The organism is Vibrio diazotrophicus, assembly GCF_038452265.1.
Taxonomy (GTDB): domain Bacteria; phylum Pseudomonadota; class Gammaproteobacteria; order Enterobacterales; family Vibrionaceae; genus Vibrio; species Vibrio diazotrophicus.
In genome coordinates, this window is record NZ_CP151842.1 from 2,998,898 (window position 1) to 3,016,451 (window position 17,554).

A 17,554-nucleotide genomic window follows, 5' to 3' on the forward strand; every position below is an offset into this window, starting at 1 on the left:
CTGACCTTTTGAACAGAACAAACAATTTGGTTTATTGACCTAAACACATTGGAATGACAGACAATGGATAAAATTAAAGTTGGACTGCAGTATTGGATTCCACAACACGGTTTAACTCGCTTAGTCGGTAAGTTAGCCTCAGCTAAGGCGGGTGGTCTAACTACAGCCGTTATCCGCTGGTTCATCAAACAATATAACGTGAACATGGATGAAGCTCTGCATTCAGATCCAAAGCATTTTAAATCATTTAACGAATTCTTTGTGCGTGAACTAAAGCCTGGCGCTCGCACTATTGTTGAAGATGAATTAGTGATTACTCACCCAGCGGATGCTTGCGTGAGTCAATTTGGCTCTATCAACAATGGGCAGTTAATTCAGGCAAAAGGCCATGACTTCTCAGCACAAGAGCTGTTAGGTGGCGATGCTAAATTGGCTGAAGAGTTCCGTGATGGCGAATTCGCAACACTGTACTTATCTCCTCGCGACTACCACCGAGTGCACATGCCATGTGATGGCACTTTACGCCAGATGATTTACGTACCGGGTGATTTGTTTTCAGTTAACCCACTAACGGCTGAAAACGTACCAAACCTTTTTGCACGCAATGAACGCGTAGTTTGTATCTTTGATACCGAGTTCGGTCCAATGGCTCAGGTATTAGTAGGTGCAACCATCGTTGGTAGTATTGAACTAACTTGGGCAGGAACGGTAACGCCTCCTCGTGGTAACACGGTTTATCGTTGGGATTATCCGGCAACAGGTAACAAAGCAGTTTCATTCAAGAAAGGCGAAGAAATGGGTCGCTTTAAACTTGGTTCAACGGTCATCAACCTGTTTGCTAAAGACGCAATCCGCTTTGATGAGAGCATGAAAAATAATGTACCGACTCAACTAGGTACACCATACGCTCACATCAACAAATAAGCGTGTCTTCATCTTTTAAAATGCCCAGCTAAGTCTGGGCATTTTGTTTTTGACCTAACCCACACATCCGCCTTTTATCTCAGCAAAAAAACAAAACTTTAACCCCGCTCTAAGACCCTATTATTTCAATGGGTTAAGATTTAGCCATTATTCTTGGAGTGAGGATATACCCATGCCGACTTTGCAACCCATGTTGCTCATAAAACTGTTAGTGTGTCTTTTGATTCCTCTTGGTGTCCTGATGATGCCAATAGATGCAATTCCCATTGATAACCTCACTCTGATACAGCATCGATTGCTGGCGATCTTCTTACTTGCAGCGCTCTTATGGGTATTGGAGCCTGTACCTGTGTTTGCAACTTCGATATTCATCATCACTCTTGAGCTCATTATGATCTCAAATAAAGGATTGCATTGGTTTCGTGCACCTTCCGAAGGTCATGAGTTAGGTGTACTCATTCCTTACACTGAAATATTTAGTGCATTCTCCTCTCCCATCATCATTTTATTTATGGGTGGCTTTGCACTGGCAATCGCGGCATCAAAATATGAGTTGGACAACAACTTAGCCCGAGTACTGCTCAAGCCTTTTGGTACTCAACCTAGATTTATCATGCTTGGTCTAATGTTGATTACCTCTGTGTTTTCAATGTTTATGTCCAACACCGCAACCACGGTAATGATGCTGGCGTTATTAGGACCTATTGTGGCATCGGCACCCAAGGGCGATTTAGGTATTAAAGCTTTAGTGTTGTGCATCCCTATTGCGGCAAACACAGGTGGTATTGCCACGCCAATAGGTACACCACCCAATGCTATCGCACTGCAGTATCTAACGGGTGAGCACAGCATCAGCTTCTTATCTTGGATGAAGATGGGTCTGCCCTTTGTCTTTATCCAGCTCACCTTCGCATGGTTCTTATTACAAAAGTTATTTCCCTCTTCTCAACCATCTATGACGCTTAAACTTGAAGGAACGTTTATGCGCAGCTGGCGAGCTATCGTGGTGTACATCACTTTTGCTGCAACCATACTTCTATGGATGACAACCTCGCTACACGGTATGAACACCTACGTTGTAGCTGTAATCCCGCTAGCGATATTTACCTTAACTGGCATTATGGGCAAGGAAGAGCTCAAACAAATCAACTGGGACGTACTCTGGCTGGTTGCCGGTGGTATCGCCATTGGCATTGGCTTAGAACAAACCGGTTTAGCAAAAGCTCTCGCGCACGCGATTGATTATGAGTCTCTATCACCAATGTCCGTTGTTATTACGCTCTCAATCATCTGCTGGTTAATGGCGAACTTTATGTCAAATACCGCAACGGCTAACTTGTTGATGCCGATAGCAGCCGCAATTGGCACATCGATGCAAAGCTTATCCGATGTTGGTGGTATTCAGGGATTGCTGGTTGTTGTCGCGTTTTCAGCTTCTTTAGGGATGATTTTGCCCGTCTCTACACCACCGAATTCACTGGCGTATTCAACAGGATTAATCGAAAGCAGAGACATGGCAAAAGCAGGTGTCATCATTGGTGTAGTTGGCTTGTTGATTGTGTATATCGCTACCTGGATACTCACTTAAGCGACTTTTCCCTCTCTCAAAATCTCCCTTGTACAAGGGAGATTTTTGTTTTCAGCTATAAAAAGTTTTCCTGTCACTGCACTACCCATAAAAAGCACCAATAAAGCTGCTGTTGCTTCCATCGTAAATGATATGAATTTACTTTGTTTTCCCATATCTTGATGGCATATTGAGTACCCTTTTCTCTCCCTCTCAAGGATCAATCATGGGCTATGAATGGCTGGCGCTTGCTGCGGCATTTCTGTGGGCTATTGCCAGTTTACTTTCTGTTACTCCCGCCAGACATCTTGGAACCTTTGCCTATAGCCGATGGAGAATGGGGTCGACGTTTACCATTTTAGCCACAATGGCACTGATTACTGGTGGATGGTCAACGGTAGAAGCATCAGCCGTTCCACCAATGATGCTGTCGGGACTTATCGGCATATTCATCGGTGATACCGCACTCTTTGCCTGCTTGAACCGTATGGGGCCTCGCCAGTCCGGTCTACTTTTCTCTTGTCATGCCGTTTTTTCAACGGTGCTGGGATACTTTCTCTTTAGCGAAAGCATGACGCCTCTTGAACTCTTAGGTTCAACGCTGGTTTTCTCTGGTGTATTGACTGCCATCTTTTTCGGCAGAAGAGGACAAGCAAGCAACCATTTAGAAATGGTGCATGGCAACGTTTGGATAGGGCTAAGCTTAGGATTAACCGCGGCGCTATGCCAAGCTTTGGGTGGTGTGATTGCAAAACCAATTATGCAGACAGATATTGATCCTGTAGCTGCATCCTCAATCCGAATGCTGACGGCGTTTGTCGCCCACTGCTTACTGCGAGCGACAGGAACTCGCGTTGCACGCCCGACTCAGAAAATGAACTGGAAAATTTTTGGTATTACTACCATCAACGGCTTTATCGGTATGGCGCTGGGCATGACGTTGATTTTGTATGCCCTGCGTGAGGGGAATGTCGGCATGGTAGCTCTGCTTTCTTCCACTACACCTATCATGCTATTGCCTATACTTTGGATCTATACCAAGCAAAGGCCGAACCGTTTTGCTTGGCTAGGCGCGATTGTCGCCGTCGCTGGAACAAGTATTTTGGTCTACTAACGAACTATTTTTAGTTTACTAACTATAAGAATAAACAAGCAATTTGAGACAATTTTTTTGATCAATTGGCTACATTTTATTGCAACGATAGGGAGAATCATTGATCTTGCCCTACAGTAACGGCTATAAAGTGTAGTAAAATTACGCTAATTTCAGTTTTTAGTTACTTTGAATTTGACGAGGTTATAAGTATGTCAGCTAAGAAGCCAATGGCTCTAGTGATTCTTGACGGTTGGGGTTACCGTGAAGACAGCAGCAACAATGCTATCAACAATGCGAACACTCCTGTGATGGATGCATTGATGGCAAACAACCCAAATACTCTGATTTCGGCTTCTGGTATGGATGTAGGTCTGCCTGACGGTCAAATGGGTAACTCTGAAGTAGGCCACACTAACATCGGCGCAGGTCGTATTGTTTATCAAGACCTAACTCGCATCACTAAATCTATCGCTGACGGTGATTTCCAAACAAACGAAGCACTAGTAACAGCAATTGATAACGCCGTTACTGCTGGTAAAGCGGTTCACCTAATGGGTCTTATGTCTCCAGGTGGTGTTCACTCTCACGAAGATCACATCTACGCAGCTATCGAATTAGCAGCAGCTCGTGGCGCAGAGAAGATTTACCTACACTGCTTCCTAGATGGTCGTGATACACCGCCACGTAGCGCTGAAGGTTCTCTACAACGTTTTGATGAACTGTTCGCAAAACTAGGTAAAGGCCGTATCGCATCTTTAGTTGGTCGTTACTACGCTATGGACCGCGACAACAACTGGGAACGTGTAGAAAAAGCTTACGACCTATTAACTGCAGCTAAAGGTGATTTCACTTTCGACTCTGCTCTAGCAGCTCTAGAAGCGGCATACGCTCGTGATGAAAACGATGAGTTCGTTAAAGCTACAGAACTCCGCGCAGAAGGCCAAGAGTCTGCTGCAATGCAAGACGGTGACGCGGTTCTATTCATGAACTACCGTGCTGACCGTGCGCGTCAAATCACTCGCACTTTCGTTACTGATTTTGCTGGTTTCGAGCGTAAAGTATTCCCTGCTCTTAACTTTGTTATGTTGACTCAATACGCAGCTGACATTCCACTACCAGCCGCTTTCCCACCAGCATCACTAGAAAACACTTACGGTGAATGGTTATCGAAAGCAGGTAAAACTCAGCTACGTATCTCTGAAACTGAGAAATACGCACACGTAACTTTCTTCTTCAACGGTGGCGTTGAGAATGAATTTGCTGGTGAAGAGCGTCAACTTGTTGCTTCACCAAAAGTGGCAACTTACGACCTTCAACCAGAAATGAGCTCTGCTGAGCTAACGGATAAACTTGTAGCGGCTATCAAATCTGGCAAATACGACGCTATCATCTGTAACTACCCGAACGGTGACATGGTTGGTCACACAGGTGTGTACGAAGCGGCAGTTAAAGCTTGTGAAGCGGTTGACGAATGTATCGGTCGTGTTGTTGAAGCAATCAAAGAAGTGGATGGTCAACTACTTATCACAGCTGACCACGGTAACGCAGAAATGATGATCAACCCAGAAACGGGTGGCGTACATACTGCACACACTAGCCTTCCAGTACCTCTAGTGTATGTTGGTAGCAAAGACATCGAGTTTATCGAAGGCGGTAAACTGTCAGACCTAGCACCAACGATGCTTGCTTTGACTGATACTGAAATTCCAGCAGAAATGTCTGGTCAAGTTATTTACAAATAAGTAGAACTTGCGAAGTGATTGTGGAAGCCCTAACTCAGTTAGGGCTTTTTTATCGCCAAATTTCGCTATAAGGCAAATACTATGACAAAGTTTTTGCATCCGGCACTCGCCTCATTCCACTCTTTGAGTATACTGGTTACTCATTGAATCTATTGGCGAACATACTCCCTACATGACAATCACGTTACGACACTACCTAAAGCACAACCTCGTCCACATGACAGTGGCGTTGTTTTTCTGTTTTTCTGTTTTGTCTTTGTCCAATGTTTTTGCAGCTTCGCAGCAAGAACTCAAAGGCGTGACTGGAGAAATATCTCGCCAGAAACAAGAGTTGACCAAACAACAGAGCCAGCTTGATCAATTACAACAATCTCTGAAACAACAAGAGATTAATATTTCGAATCTTGAAAAGCAGATCAAAGACAGCAAAAGAGAGCTCACATCTGCAAATAAAAACATCAGTAAACTTCACGCGAAAATAAAAGAACTTGAAGCAAAGCGCACACAGCAAGCTGATAAGTTAGAACAACTGCTTCAGACTTATTACATCACTAAAAACTCAACCGCAAACGGCAACTTACTCAACAACAACGTGGAAGAAGACCGCATCAGTCAATACTTCCAACATTTAGCCAAAGCACGTAGTGAGACCATTCAAGCGCTGAAACAGACTAGAGAACAGCTCGAAGAAAGTCAGAAACAAATACAGTTAGAGCGGGACCAAATTGCCTCGTTGTTAGAAGAACAAACCCAAAAACGTGATCAGCTAGCAAAGACCCAGTCTCAGCGTAAAGGCACGGTAAACAAGATTCAGAAGAGCATCTCAGGCGACAAAGTGTATCTTGCAGAGCTGCAACGTAATGAAACACGTCTGAAAGCTGAAATAGCCAAAGCAGCGAAACGTAATGCCATCCCTATGGATGGTATAAGCCAGCAACGCGGCAAACTCGCTTGGCCAATTAAGGGCTCCGTTTTGCATAATTTTGGCGAGCGTCAAACCGGTCAGGTGGATTGGAAAGGCATCGTGATATCTGCCAATTATGGCCAAGCCGTCACTGCGGTCTATCCGGGCACGGTTGTATTTGCGGAATATCTTCGAGGTTATGGTTTAGTCGTCCTGTTAGATCATGGTAAAGGTGACATGACCTTATATGGTTTCAATCAGTCTTTGATGAAAAAAGAGGGCGATAAGGTTACCGCTGGTGAAACCATTGCGTTGGCTGGCGATACCGGCGGTCAATCCCGACCTAGCCTATACTTCGAGGTGCGACGTAATAGCCGTGCTGAAAATCCTCGCACTTGGCTGACTCGATAACCTATTACTGAAACCGACCACTCTGTAACGTCAGTATCCATTGATATCCTAGCGTTGATTTAGCCTCGATTTATAAGCCAAATCTATTAGTTATCTATATTAATTAACCCCATCTTTACTTGTGCCATCTTTCGAATAGGTACAAAGCCAAAGCGTTGTCAGATAACCCTTATCTCTCACTCCACGCCGTAATTCCCTCAGCAAAACAGGTTAAAATTAAACCGTCTATTCACCAAACCCATAATCATTATGTCTATTACTGAAAAAGCGAAAAAGCTCATCACAGATAGCACTGACATTCTAACGGACAATGTCATTACATTAGGGAACCAGTACGGCTATATTGCCTATACATCAAACACCAGTGCGGCTTGGAGAGAGTCCATTGTTGGCGTTTCCAAAGGTTTAAATACTTTGCTATCTAACGACAAAGTACACACCCTTGATCCGAATATCCGTATAGAACTTAATGATTGGGATGAAGAAATCACAGCTTATTTCAGTGATCGTGCCATCGTGCATCAAAAAAGAGCCATAGAGCTCTATATGTACACGGGGTTACTAAAACATTATCGTCAGGCTTACATCACTTTAATTCAATCGCTGGATGCCAGCCATGATGATATTAACTGGTTGATTTCATTAATTCACGGTTACTTTGACCGTGGAGAGGCTATCACCTGTTACGAGTACCAAAAATTATCGTCTAACTCAAACCAAGAACTGGAAGAGATCAAACGGAGCCACAGAGAAGTGCTCAACAACAAGAACCAGTTGCTGTCGATTATCGAAAGTATTGACCAGCCTCTGTTTGGTGTTGATAACCAAGGCTATATCCGCCACGCCAATGGTTTAGGTCACAAGATACTCTCACTACAATCCCTCGAAGGTGATAATCAAAATTATTGGGATGTGAACCTAGACGATAAAGAATTTAACGTTAACAAACTCATCCCTGATTTCAATACCATCAGTGATTCGGATAAAACGAATAAGCACCTGTACAACATCGTCAATATCCACGGTACTCCTTATGAGTTGTATTTCTACAAATACAAAGGCATGGTACGTTATCGCGATGAACATGATTCCATCATAGTGATGCTGCGTGAGATCTCCAGTTTAGTGGCCTATGAAAATCAACTGGAATCAGAACGTCAAAAACGATTTGCAGAAAAACAAGAAATCATCCAAGTTTTGGGCGACATACTTGAAAACCGTTCAGATGAAACGGGGTTGCACGTTCGACGTGTTGCCTGCGTTGCAAGCAAATTAGGTATGCTTTATGGTCTCAGTCATGAAGAGGTGACCACTATTTATACCGCAAGTCCGCTTCACGATGTGGGCAAAATCGCAGTTCCTGATGCGATACTAAACAAAGCGGGCAGACTCACCAAAGAAGAGTTTGAGGTGGTTAAAAAACATTCCGAAGTTGGCCGAAACTTGCTGCAAGGGAGCGATTCACACCTAATGCAGATGGCTTGTATCATCGCGCATGAACATCATGAGAAGTGGGATGGTAACGGCTACCCATGCGGAAAAGCAGGAGAAGAGATCCATATTTTTGCCCGCATTGTGGCGATTGCAGATGTATTTGACGCCCTACTGAGCAAGCGTCCATACAAGAATGCTTGGGCGAAAGAAGAAGTTCTACAAGAATTTATTGACCAAAAAGGTAAGCACTTTGACCCAGAGTTAACTCAGTTACTTATCGATAACTTTGAAGAACTTGCACATTTACATAAAGAGGCTAACGAGTTTAATTTGCCGCAAATTCACCAGTTGCATGCCATTAACTACGCCGCTTAAGCGTTTGCTCAATAGATTCTTGAACAGGAAAGCGATATCGCTTTCCTGTTTTAATTTCCGTAATAGCTTTCTAGCGTGTTAATTAACCTTGATAGCTCCTGCTTGGCTAAACGGTTGATACCACCAGCCGCTTCCCGTCCTCCACCAGTCACAAACTGCGAGCACAACTGCCCTGCACCTTGCTTATTATTTAATGGCGCGCGAAGAGAAACAGCGAAGCTGTTATCGTCAATTTTGGTCAATACAAGGTGAGCTTGAGAAGGCGATTGATTGGCAATTAAGTTGCCATATACACCACTGACACGATGAGAGAAATCCTCATCTGGCAGTTCAAATGCTCGTAAAGTTTCACTCTCATAGAAACTAGGGACAGAGATAGCTTGTGCAACATCCGCTTCATACGCCGCTTTTAGCTGATAAAAAGGCGATGATTTATCTTTTATCACCTCGAATGGCGAAGGATAAGTCAGCAGTATTTGATAGAGCTTTTCAGGGTGAAAATGCAGCTGCTCAGTACTTTTTCCATAACCGTTGTAATTGATAAGGGTGCCGAGCTCTTTAAGCTGCCCTGACTCTTGCTGTGTTAGCCCCAACTCTTTACACAATTCATCAGCAACCCTATTCAAGTTATCGCCGTAAGCGGCAGTAATCGCCCATTCACGGAATCGCCCTTCTAACAATCTGTCGACAATCAAAGCAGTGCACATATCGGGTTCTAAATGAATATGAGCAGATAACAGACTGTGAGAAGGAATATCACCGGCTTGATGATGATCCGCATAAAACACATCGGCACCTGCTTCAAGAGCCGCAAGTAACCCTGCATGGTTTTTCTGCATAGAGATATCAAGCACAGTGAGGGAATCTCCCGCTTTGACATTCAGTTTATCGAGCAACTGAATATCTCTTTTAACACCCGTAACAAGCTGAGCTTCTTTAGGCTGAGCAAGCCTGAGCTGAAGAAGAGAGATGATACCATCGGCATCACCATTAAAAACATCGTAGTGCATGGCTGATAATTCGTTAAAAGTGGGGTTAATCAATAAACTATCAGCGTTTGTTGTTCAGAGACAAGATTGAAAGGTTATAACTCATCACCTTTCAACCCTACGCTTAGTGGTCACTCTTCTAAACATGAAGTGCCAGAATACCATCTTCCAAAAGTTGCAACTGTTCATAACCTTGCGGAGTGGTACAAGGTTTAACGAGTGAGATCATTTGTAACATGCCTTTATAAATCACTTGCTCGGTAATTTCGGTTTTCAATGACATTGCAGATTGATATGCCAGCCAACCTGAATAGACCATATGCAATGAGGTTACCAAGGTTTCTAAATCTTCTTTTTCAACATCAAGAAGCTCCATATCGACGAAGTTTTGCATGATATTGATTAAGTTTACATGCAACTTCTCTTGAGAAGCGATGTATTCAACGTGCAGTTCCTCATCACGCTGTAAGATTTCAGGCAAGTTTGAATAGAAGAAACGATATTTCCACATCAAGTTGAACATTGAATCGAGATAGTGCTTTAACAGAGTTAAGCTTTCATATTGCCCTTGAAGCGGTGTAAATCTTTCAATCAGCTCTTTCGAATAAAGTGCAAAGATCTCTCGTACAATCTCTTGTTTATTGCGGAAGTGGTAATAGAGATTACCCGGGCTAATCTCCAGATGGGCAGCAATATGGTTGGTGGTCATAGCGCGCTCACCGTTTTCATTAAACAGCTCCAAAGCTGCGTGAACGATTCTGTCTCTTGTCTTCATTGGCTCGCCAGATTGTAATTAACTCTATCGCAGTATAAATCAGTGATAGCTAAAGTAAAAAAAAAGCGCTCGATTATGAGCGCTTCGTATGTCATTCATTTATTTGTTATAAGACTGGTTGTGGTAAGGCTTGGATAGCTCATGTACCGCTTCAACAAACACTCCAGCGTTCTCTGGCGGAACGTCCAAGTGAATACCATGACCAAGGTTAAAGACATGACCTGTGCCTTCATCACCAAAACCTTCGAGGATAGAAGCCACTTCTTCGCGAATGCGTTCTGGCTGAGCGTATAAAATCGATGGGTCCATGTTACCTTGCAGCGCAACTTTGTCACCAATACGAGCTTTGGCATCAGCAATGTTGATTGTCCAGTCAAGACCAACGGCATCACAACCTGTTGCTGCAATGCTTTCCAGCCACATACCACCGTTCTTAGTGAACAGAGTAACAGGAACTCGGCGACCTTCGTTTTCACGAATGAGACCATCAACAATCTTATGCATGTATTGCAGTGAGAACAGGTTGTAGTCACGAGGAGTCAGTACGCCGCCCCAAGTATCAAATACCATTACAGATTGCGCACCCGCTTTAATCTGAGCATTTAGGTACTCAATAACACTGTCTGCAAGCTTGTCCAACAATGTATGTAGCGTTGCTGGTTCTGCGTACATCATCTGCTTAATCTTAGTAAAAGCTTTTGAGCTGCCGCCTTCTACCATATAAGTCGCTAATGTCCATGGGCTACCCGAAAAACCGATCAAAGGTACTTCACCTTTAAGGTCTTTGCGGATTTGGCGCACTGCATTCATTACATACTGCAATTCACCTTCTGGATCGGGTAGACCAATTTTATCCACGTCAGCTTTGCAGGTAATAGGACGGTCAAATACAGGACCTTCACCAGCTGAAAAACGTAGCCCTAAACCCATAGCGTCAGGAATAGTCAGAATGTCTGAAAACAGAATCGCAGCATCAAGAGGAAAACGACGTAGTGGCTGTAATGTCACTTCAGAAGCAAGCTCTGCGTTTTTGCACAGCGACATAAAGTCTCCAGCTTGTGCACGTGTCGCACGATACTCTGGCAAATAACGCCCTGCTTGGCGCATCATCCACACTGGAGTACAGTCAACGGGCTGCTTCAACAAAGCACGAAGATAACGGTCATTCTTTAATTCTGTCATTCTGGCTTCCAACTTCTAGGCTTATTTCTTTAGTTTCTTTATTAATTAGGCGCGTATTCTATCACTTATTTCCCTGCAACTGACCATAGATTTACGGTTTGTAGAACAGAGCTTTGCAACCTAGATCATGTTATTAACTTTTAAATCAATGGTTAATTTGCGTGCAAACTGAAACAGTGTTTAAAATCTCGGTGCTAGCGAAAACTACAATAATATACGGGTACTCAGTACTCGACATCTCATAACGACATCTTACTTACCCCCTCCCTCACCGGAGGGTTTTTTTTGCCTGTTTTCTCTCGCTTTTTAATTATATCGACGTCGAATATTCATCTTTGATAGCGTTAACCGTGTGTTCTATCAGCGCTCTGGCAATCGTACCTTTTGGCGCGACCGGCGGCATTTCACTCGGTGTAAACCATTGGGCATCACTCAACTCTGAATAATCAGGGCGAATATCACCACCAGCGAAATCAGCCAAAAATGCCATCATCATACTGGAAGGAAAAGCCCAAGGCTGACTACCAAAGTATCGGATGTTCTTAACGCTAATACCCGTTTCTTCCAACACTTCGCGAGCCACACACTGTTCTAGGGTCTCTCCTACTTCCAAGAATCCTGCAATCACCGTATACATACCCGTTTGATGACGAGGATGTTGTGCCAGAAGAATTTGATTCTCTTTTCTCACCGCAACGATGATGCATGGGAAAATGCGTGGATAATGAATAGTTCGGCAGTCTTGACATTGCATCGCCAGATCACGATGGTTGAGATGGTTACGTCCACCACACTGCGGGCAAAAGCGTAGCGTTTGGCTCATGTGTCCATACTGAACGGCTCGGCTTGCGGCGAAAAATAATGCTTCATCGACAACCAATAATTCGCGCAAAGAGGTCATCTCAAAGTCTTTATCGAGATCGGCGTGATTCAGCCAATAAACCGGATGTCCTTTGTATTGTTCAACTTCGATTGCAGTTTCGATCGGCAGCTCAAGATCTTTTGCCGTTCCGAATGGTACGGTTCCGTCAATGGTCCAAAGTTCACTTCCTGAAACAACACACCAATAAGCTGATTTGAGGTCACTATTTTTTAACATACAAACTCCTGTTGCTTGCAGTTCGCTCATTTTACTGGCAATCTAATTTCATACCAGAGTTTGTCTCTATTTGTTTACCACACATAAACTCTCGTGAAAACAACAGGCTGTATCCTACTCATACAGCGAAATGTGCAAAGGACAGTCTATCCTACGATAGCTCTATCTTGAGGGCGTGGCCATGCTAAAAAAATTCAAACAAACACAAGAGCAATGGGGCGGAGCCAGTGACGTTATCGATCATTGGTTAGAGAAGAGACAGCATGTAGTTGTTGAATATTGCAAAATTGCTGCACTTCAACCTTGTGCTTCTAAAGCCTCGGTTTCAGAACTCCCTTCACCTCAAGAACTTCAGTATTTCTGTCAGGAAATCGTCGACTATATTTCTGAAGGCCATTTTAAGGTCTACGATATGGTGATGAATAAATGGCAATCGACTGGTTTTAAAGCCACTGACGAGATTAATCGAGCTTATTCAGAGATCATCTTAACCACCGTTCCTCTACTGAATTTTACCGATAAGTATGCTGCTGTAAGTGAAGAAGATGAGTTGGAAACTTTCGATGAAGATCTATCTAAAGTTGGGCAAATTTTAGAATCCCGATTTGAGTTAGAAGATCATCTGATCCAGTTAATCATTGATAGCCTTTCGATTCCACCAGGCGCATAAGTTAACTTAGATTCAGTAGCTAACCTCTTTATTTGATTACAAATCTTTTCCAATAAAAAAGGCACCTTTCGGTGCCTTTTTTCATATCGATAGTTCGATTACTCTTCTGAAGAGAAACCAGCGTTCAGTAGCGCAGCTAGGTTATCCGTAGCTTGCTCTGCTGAAGGGCCTTCTTTCTGAGCTTCACGCTTAGATTGACGCTCTTGGTGGTACGCAAAACCAGTACCAGCAGGAATCAAGCGACCAACGATAACGTTCTCTTTCAGACCACGTAGGTCATCACGCTTACCAGATACCGCAGCTTCAGTCAGTACGCGCGTCGTTTCTTGGAACGATGCCGCAGAGATGAACGATTCTGTCGCTAGAGACGCTTTCGTGATACCTAGAAGTTCACGTTCGAAACGTGCTGGCTCTTTGCCTTCTGCTTCTAAAGCACGGTTAGCAATCTTAACTTGTGAGTATTCAACTTGCTCACCAGGTAGGAACTCAGAGTCACCTGCGAAAGTAATTGTACACTTACGTAGCATCTGACGAACGATGGTTTCGATGTGCTTATCGTTAATCTTAACGCCTTGCAGACGGTAAACTTCCTGAACTTCGTTAGCAATGTAAGAAGTTACAGCATGGATACCACGCAGACGTAGGATGTCATGTGGAGACTCTGGACCATCTGCGATCACGTCACCACGTTCGATACGCTCACCTTCAAACACGTTCAACTGACGATGCTTAGGAATCATCTCTTCGTAAACTTCACCGCTGTCGCGAGTGATAACTAGACGACGTTTACCCTTAGTCTCTTTACCGAACGACACAGTACCTGTGTACTCAGCAAGGATTGCAGGCTCTTTCGGCTTACGAGCTTCAAATAGGTCTGCTACGCGAGGTAGACCACCCGTGATGTCTCGGTTACCGCCAGATTTCTGAGGAATACGAGCAAGAGTATCACCCACATTCACTTCAGCGCCATCTTCGATGTTCACGATAGCTTTACCAGGTAGGAAGTATTGAGCTGGCATATCTGTACCAGGGATCACTACATCGTTACCTTTCTCATCCACAAGTTTGATAGCTGGACGCATATCTTTACCTGCTGCTGGACGAGCTGCTGCATCCGTTACTTCGCTTGAAGATAGACCTGTTAGATCATCTGTTTGACGAGAAACGGTTACGCCATCGATCATGTCTACGAACTGGATGCGACCTGCCACTTCAGTGATGATTGGCAATGTGTGCGCTTCCCAGTTTGCTACTGTTTCACCAGCTTCAACTGCGTCGCTATCTGCTTTGCTTAGCAATGAACCGTAAGGAAGTTTGTGCTTCTCTTTGGTACGACCAAATTCGTCAATGATAGTTAGCTCAGATGCACGAGATGTGATTACTAGCTTGCCATCTTTGTTAATTACGAACTTAGCATTGTGTAGCTTAACAGAACCAGTGTTCTTAGCTTGGATGCTGTTCTCTGCTGCTGCCGTAGATGCCGCACCACCGATGTGGAACGTACGCATCGTTAACTGTGTACCCGGTTCACCGATAGACTGAGCAGCGATAACACCTACTGCTTCACCTTGGTTCACTAGGTGACCACGAGCTAGGTCACGACCGTAACATAGTGCACAACAACCGAAGTCTGCGTCACAGGTTACTACTGAACGTACTTTAATACGGTCAACAGAGTTGTCGTTTAGAACCTGACACCATTTCTCATCAAGAAGTGTGTTACGAGGAACTAGAACTTCTTCTGTACCTGGTTTCAGAATGTCTTCTGCAACCACACGACCAAGCGCAAGTTCAGTTAGCGGAACTTTAACGTCACCACCCTCGATGTGAGGCATCATGTCTACACCCTCATGGGTGCCACAGTCGTGCTCATAAACTACTACGTCTTGAGCAACGTCTACTAGACGACGTGTTAGGTAACCTGAGTTCGCTGTCTTCAATGCTGTATCCGCAAGACCCTTACGAGCACCGTGCGTTGAGATAAAGTACTGAAGTACGTTTAGACCTTCTTTAAAGTTCGCAGTGATTGGCGTCTCGATGATTGAACCATCTGGACGAGCCATCAGACCACGCATACCTGCTAGCTGACGAATCTGAGCTGCAGAACCACGAGCACCTGAGTCAGCCATCATATAGATGCTGTTAAATGACTCTTGCTTCTCTTCTTCACCGTCACGGTTAATAACCATTTCAGATGAAAGGTTCTCCATCATCGCTTTTGCTACGCGATCGTTGGTCGATGCCCAAATATCGATCACTTTGTTGTAGCGTTCGCCCGCAGTTACAAGACCAGACTGGAACTGTTCTTGAATTTCGCGTACTTCTTCTTCCGCTTCTGCGATTTCAGTGTATTTCGCAGGTGGTACAACCATATCGTCGATACCAACAGATACACCTGAAAGTGCCGCATAAGCGAAACCAGCGTACATGATTTGGTCAGCGAAGATTACAGTATCTTTCAGACCTAGCTTACGGTATGCCTCGTTAAGTAGGTTAGAAATTTGTTTCTTACCTAGCTTTTGGTTAACGATGCTGTAAGGAAGACCTGACGGTACGATTTGCCACAACATTGCACGGCCGACAGTAGTGTCTACCATCTTAGTTTCTGTTGTGCTGTTACCATCTTCGTCAACAACGGTTTCTGTAATACGTACTTTAACGCGTGCGTGTAGCTCTGCGCTCTTAGTGCGGTATGCCTTTTCAGCCTCTTCTGGGCCAGCAAGGTACATGCCTTCACCTTTCGCGTTGATCTTCTCACGAGTCATGTAGTACAGACCCAATACAACGTCCTGAGAAGGTACGATGATCGGATCACCTGACGCTGGCGACAGAATGTTGTTTGTCGACATCATCAGAGTACGAGCTTCTAGCTGTGCTTCTAGAGTTAGAGGCACGTGCACCGCCATTTGGTCACCATCGAAGTCCGCGTTATACGCCGCACACACTAGTGGGTGTAGCTGAATCGCTTTACCTTCGATAAGTACAGGTTCAAATGCCTGGATACCTAGACGGTGAAGTGTTGGTGCACGGTTAAGTAGCACTGGGTGTTCGCGGATTACTTCATCCAAGATATCCCATACAACAGCTTCTTCACGCTCTACCATTTTCTTAGCTGCTTTGATTGTAGTCGCAAGACCACGAGTCTCTAGCTTGCTGTAGATAAATGGTTTGAATAGCTCAAGTGCCATCTTCTTAGGAAGACCACACTGGTGCAGACGAAGGTATGGACCTACTGTGATTACAGAACGGCCAGAGTAGTCTACACGTTTACCTAGAAGGTTCTGACGGAAACGACCTTGTTTACCCTTGATCATATCAGCAAGAGATTTCAGAGGACGCTTGTTCGAACCTGTGATCGCGCGACCGCGACGACCGTTGTCTAGAAGCGCATCAACAGACTCTTGTAGCATACGTTTTTCGTTGCGTACGATGATGTCTGGAGCAGCAAGCTCAAGAAGACGTTTCAAACGGTTGTTACGGTTAATAACACGACGGTATAGATCGTTCAGATCAGAAGTCGCAAAGCGACCGCCATCTAGTGGTACTAGAGGACGTAGATCTGGCGGAAGCACTGGAAGAACAGTCAGAATCATCCACTCAGGTTTGTTACCTGAACTTACGAATGCTTCAACTAGCTTCAAACGCTTCGTTACTTTCTTACGCTTAGTTTCTGAGTTAGTCGTATCTAGCTCTTCACGCATCTGTTCGATTTCTGCATGAAGGTCCATTGAGCTTAATAGATCTTTGATCGCTTCAGCACCCATCTTAGCGGAGAATTCATCACCCCACTCTTCTAGGCGATCTAGGTACTCTTCCTCAGTCAGCATTTGACCTTTTTCAAGATCAGTCATGCCAGGTTCCGTTACTACGTACATTTCGAAGTAAAGAACGCGCTCGATATCACGTAGCGGCATATCCATTAATAGACCGATACGAGATGGTAGAGATTTTAGGAACCAGATGTGAGCAACTGGAGATGCAAGCTCGATGTGGCCCATACGGTCACGACGAACTTTAGTCTGTGTAACTTCAACGCCACACTTCTCACAGATAACACCACGGTGTTTTAGACGCTTATATTTACCACAAAGACATTCGTAGTCTTTTACTGGGCCAAAAATACGCGCACAAAACAGACCATCACGTTCAGGTTTGAACGTACGATAGTTAATCGTTTCAGGTTTTTTAACTTCACCAAAAGACCATGAACGAATCATGTCTGGTGAAGACAGACCGATTTTGATTGCATCAAATTCTTCGGTCTTATGCTGTGCTTTTAGAAAGTTTAATAAGTCTTTCACAATCAGCTCCTGTAAGGAGTTAAAAGCAGCCAGCCAAACGCCAGCTGCTTTCTACCAGATAATCACATTTCTCTGACGAGAAACG

12 protein-coding genes are annotated in these 17,554 nt (G+C 44.3%); 7 read left to right on the forward strand and 5 right to left on the reverse strand.

Annotated elements, in window-relative coordinates; all coding sequences use genetic code 11:
- Positions 1–63 precede the first annotated feature (63 nt).
- From asd to AAGA51_RS13925, 6 genes are all read left to right on the forward strand, one after another.
- Entirely contained in the window at positions 64–924 is an 861-nt protein-coding gene (gene asd, locus AAGA51_RS13900) for an archaetidylserine decarboxylase (protein WP_042490217.1), read from the forward strand.
- Between the two features lie 172 nt (positions 925–1,096).
- Positions 1,097–2,512, forward strand: coding sequence for an SLC13 family permease (locus AAGA51_RS13905; protein WP_042490215.1), 1,416 nt, complete (start codon positions 1,097–1,099; stop codon positions 2,510–2,512).
- A 205-nt stretch (positions 2,513–2,717) separates the two neighbouring features.
- The gene (locus AAGA51_RS13910; protein WP_042490213.1) at positions 2,718–3,605 is read left to right on the forward strand and encodes a DMT family transporter; all 888 of its coding nucleotides are present in this window, start codon (positions 2,718–2,720) and stop codon (positions 3,603–3,605) included.
- Between the two features lie 191 nt (positions 3,606–3,796).
- Complete coding sequence (gene gpmM, locus AAGA51_RS13915) at positions 3,797–5,329, forward strand: 2,3-bisphosphoglycerate-independent phosphoglycerate mutase (RefSeq protein ID WP_042490211.1); 1,533 nt, start codon at positions 3,797–3,799, stop codon at positions 5,327–5,329.
- A 172-nt stretch (positions 5,330–5,501) separates the two neighbouring features.
- On the forward strand, positions 5,502–6,644 hold the full coding sequence (locus tag AAGA51_RS13920) for a murein hydrolase activator EnvC family protein (protein ID WP_042490209.1): 1,143 nt from the start codon (positions 5,502–5,504) through the stop codon (positions 6,642–6,644).
- Between the two features lie 249 nt (positions 6,645–6,893).
- Positions 6,894–8,453, forward strand: coding sequence for an HD domain-containing phosphohydrolase (locus AAGA51_RS13925; RefSeq protein ID WP_052404645.1), 1,560 nt, complete (start codon positions 6,894–6,896; stop codon positions 8,451–8,453).
- 50 nt (positions 8,454–8,503) lie between these two features.
- On the opposite strand, the gene AAGA51_RS13930 is transcribed toward AAGA51_RS13925, so the two are convergent.
- The 4 genes from AAGA51_RS13930 to nudC form a co-directional block, all read right to left on the reverse strand.
- On the reverse strand, positions 8,504–9,463 hold the full coding sequence (locus AAGA51_RS13930) for a hypothetical protein (protein ID WP_042490207.1): 960 nt from the start codon (positions 9,461–9,463) through the stop codon (positions 8,504–8,506).
- A 118-nt stretch (positions 9,464–9,581) separates the two neighbouring features.
- Positions 9,582–10,217 (reverse strand): TetR/AcrR family transcriptional regulator, encoded by a 636-nt coding sequence (locus tag AAGA51_RS13935; protein WP_042490205.1) that lies wholly within the window; start codon positions 10,215–10,217, stop codon positions 9,582–9,584.
- A gap of 99 nt (positions 10,218–10,316) precedes the next feature.
- Positions 10,317–11,399 (reverse strand): uroporphyrinogen decarboxylase, encoded by a 1,083-nt coding sequence (gene hemE / locus AAGA51_RS13940; protein WP_042490203.1) that lies wholly within the window; start codon positions 11,397–11,399, stop codon positions 10,317–10,319.
- 310 nt (positions 11,400–11,709) lie between these two features.
- Positions 11,710–12,528: an NAD(+) diphosphatase gene (nudC, locus tag AAGA51_RS13945; protein WP_415679618.1), complete on the reverse strand. Its 819-nt coding sequence runs from the start codon at positions 12,526–12,528 to the stop codon at positions 11,710–11,712.
- 151 nt (positions 12,529–12,679) lie between these two features.
- On the opposite strand from nudC, the gene AAGA51_RS13950 reads away from it, so the two are divergent.
- Positions 12,680–13,168, forward strand: coding sequence for an Rsd/AlgQ family anti-sigma factor (locus AAGA51_RS13950; RefSeq protein ID WP_081878786.1), 489 nt, complete (start codon positions 12,680–12,682; stop codon positions 13,166–13,168).
- Positions 13,169–13,266: 98 nt separating this feature from the next.
- On the opposite strand, the gene rpoC is transcribed toward AAGA51_RS13950, so the two are convergent.
- On the reverse strand, positions 13,267–17,469 hold the full coding sequence (rpoC, locus tag AAGA51_RS13955) for a DNA-directed RNA polymerase subunit beta' (protein ID WP_042490196.1): 4,203 nt from the start codon (positions 17,467–17,469) through the stop codon (positions 13,267–13,269).
- Positions 17,470–17,554: the final 85 nt, after the last annotated feature.

What these genes read in the sequence shown, in the direction of transcription:
- AAGA51_RS13930 (WP_042490207.1), bottom strand. Translation starts at nt 9,463, where the DNA reads ATGCACTACGATGTTTTTAATGGTGATGCCGATGGTATCATCTCTCTT.
- AAGA51_RS13935 (WP_042490205.1), bottom strand. Translation starts at nt 10,217, where the DNA reads ATGAAGACAAGAGACAGAATCGTTCACGCAGCTTTGGAGCTGTTTAAT.
- AAGA51_RS13950 (WP_081878786.1), top strand. Translation starts at nt 12,680, where the DNA reads ATGCTAAAAAAATTCAAACAAACACAAGAGCAATGGGGCGGAGCCAGT.
- nudC (WP_415679618.1), bottom strand. Translation starts at nt 12,528, where the DNA reads ATGAGCGAACTGCAAGCAACAGGAGTTTGTATGTTAAAAAATAGTGAC.
- asd (WP_042490217.1), top strand. Translation starts at nt 64, where the DNA reads ATGGATAAAATTAAAGTTGGACTGCAGTATTGGATTCCACAACACGGT.
- AAGA51_RS13905 (WP_042490215.1), top strand. Translation starts at nt 1,097, where the DNA reads ATGCCGACTTTGCAACCCATGTTGCTCATAAAACTGTTAGTGTGTCTT.
- AAGA51_RS13920 (WP_042490209.1), top strand. Translation starts at nt 5,502, where the DNA reads ATGACAATCACGTTACGACACTACCTAAAGCACAACCTCGTCCACATG.
- AAGA51_RS13910 (WP_042490213.1), top strand. Translation starts at nt 2,718, where the DNA reads ATGGGCTATGAATGGCTGGCGCTTGCTGCGGCATTTCTGTGGGCTATT.
- gpmM (WP_042490211.1), top strand. Translation starts at nt 3,797, where the DNA reads ATGTCAGCTAAGAAGCCAATGGCTCTAGTGATTCTTGACGGTTGGGGT.
- AAGA51_RS13925 (WP_052404645.1), top strand. Translation starts at nt 6,894, where the DNA reads ATGTCTATTACTGAAAAAGCGAAAAAGCTCATCACAGATAGCACTGAC.
- hemE (WP_042490203.1), bottom strand. Translation starts at nt 11,399, where the DNA reads ATGACAGAATTAAAGAATGACCGTTATCTTCGTGCTTTGTTGAAGCAG.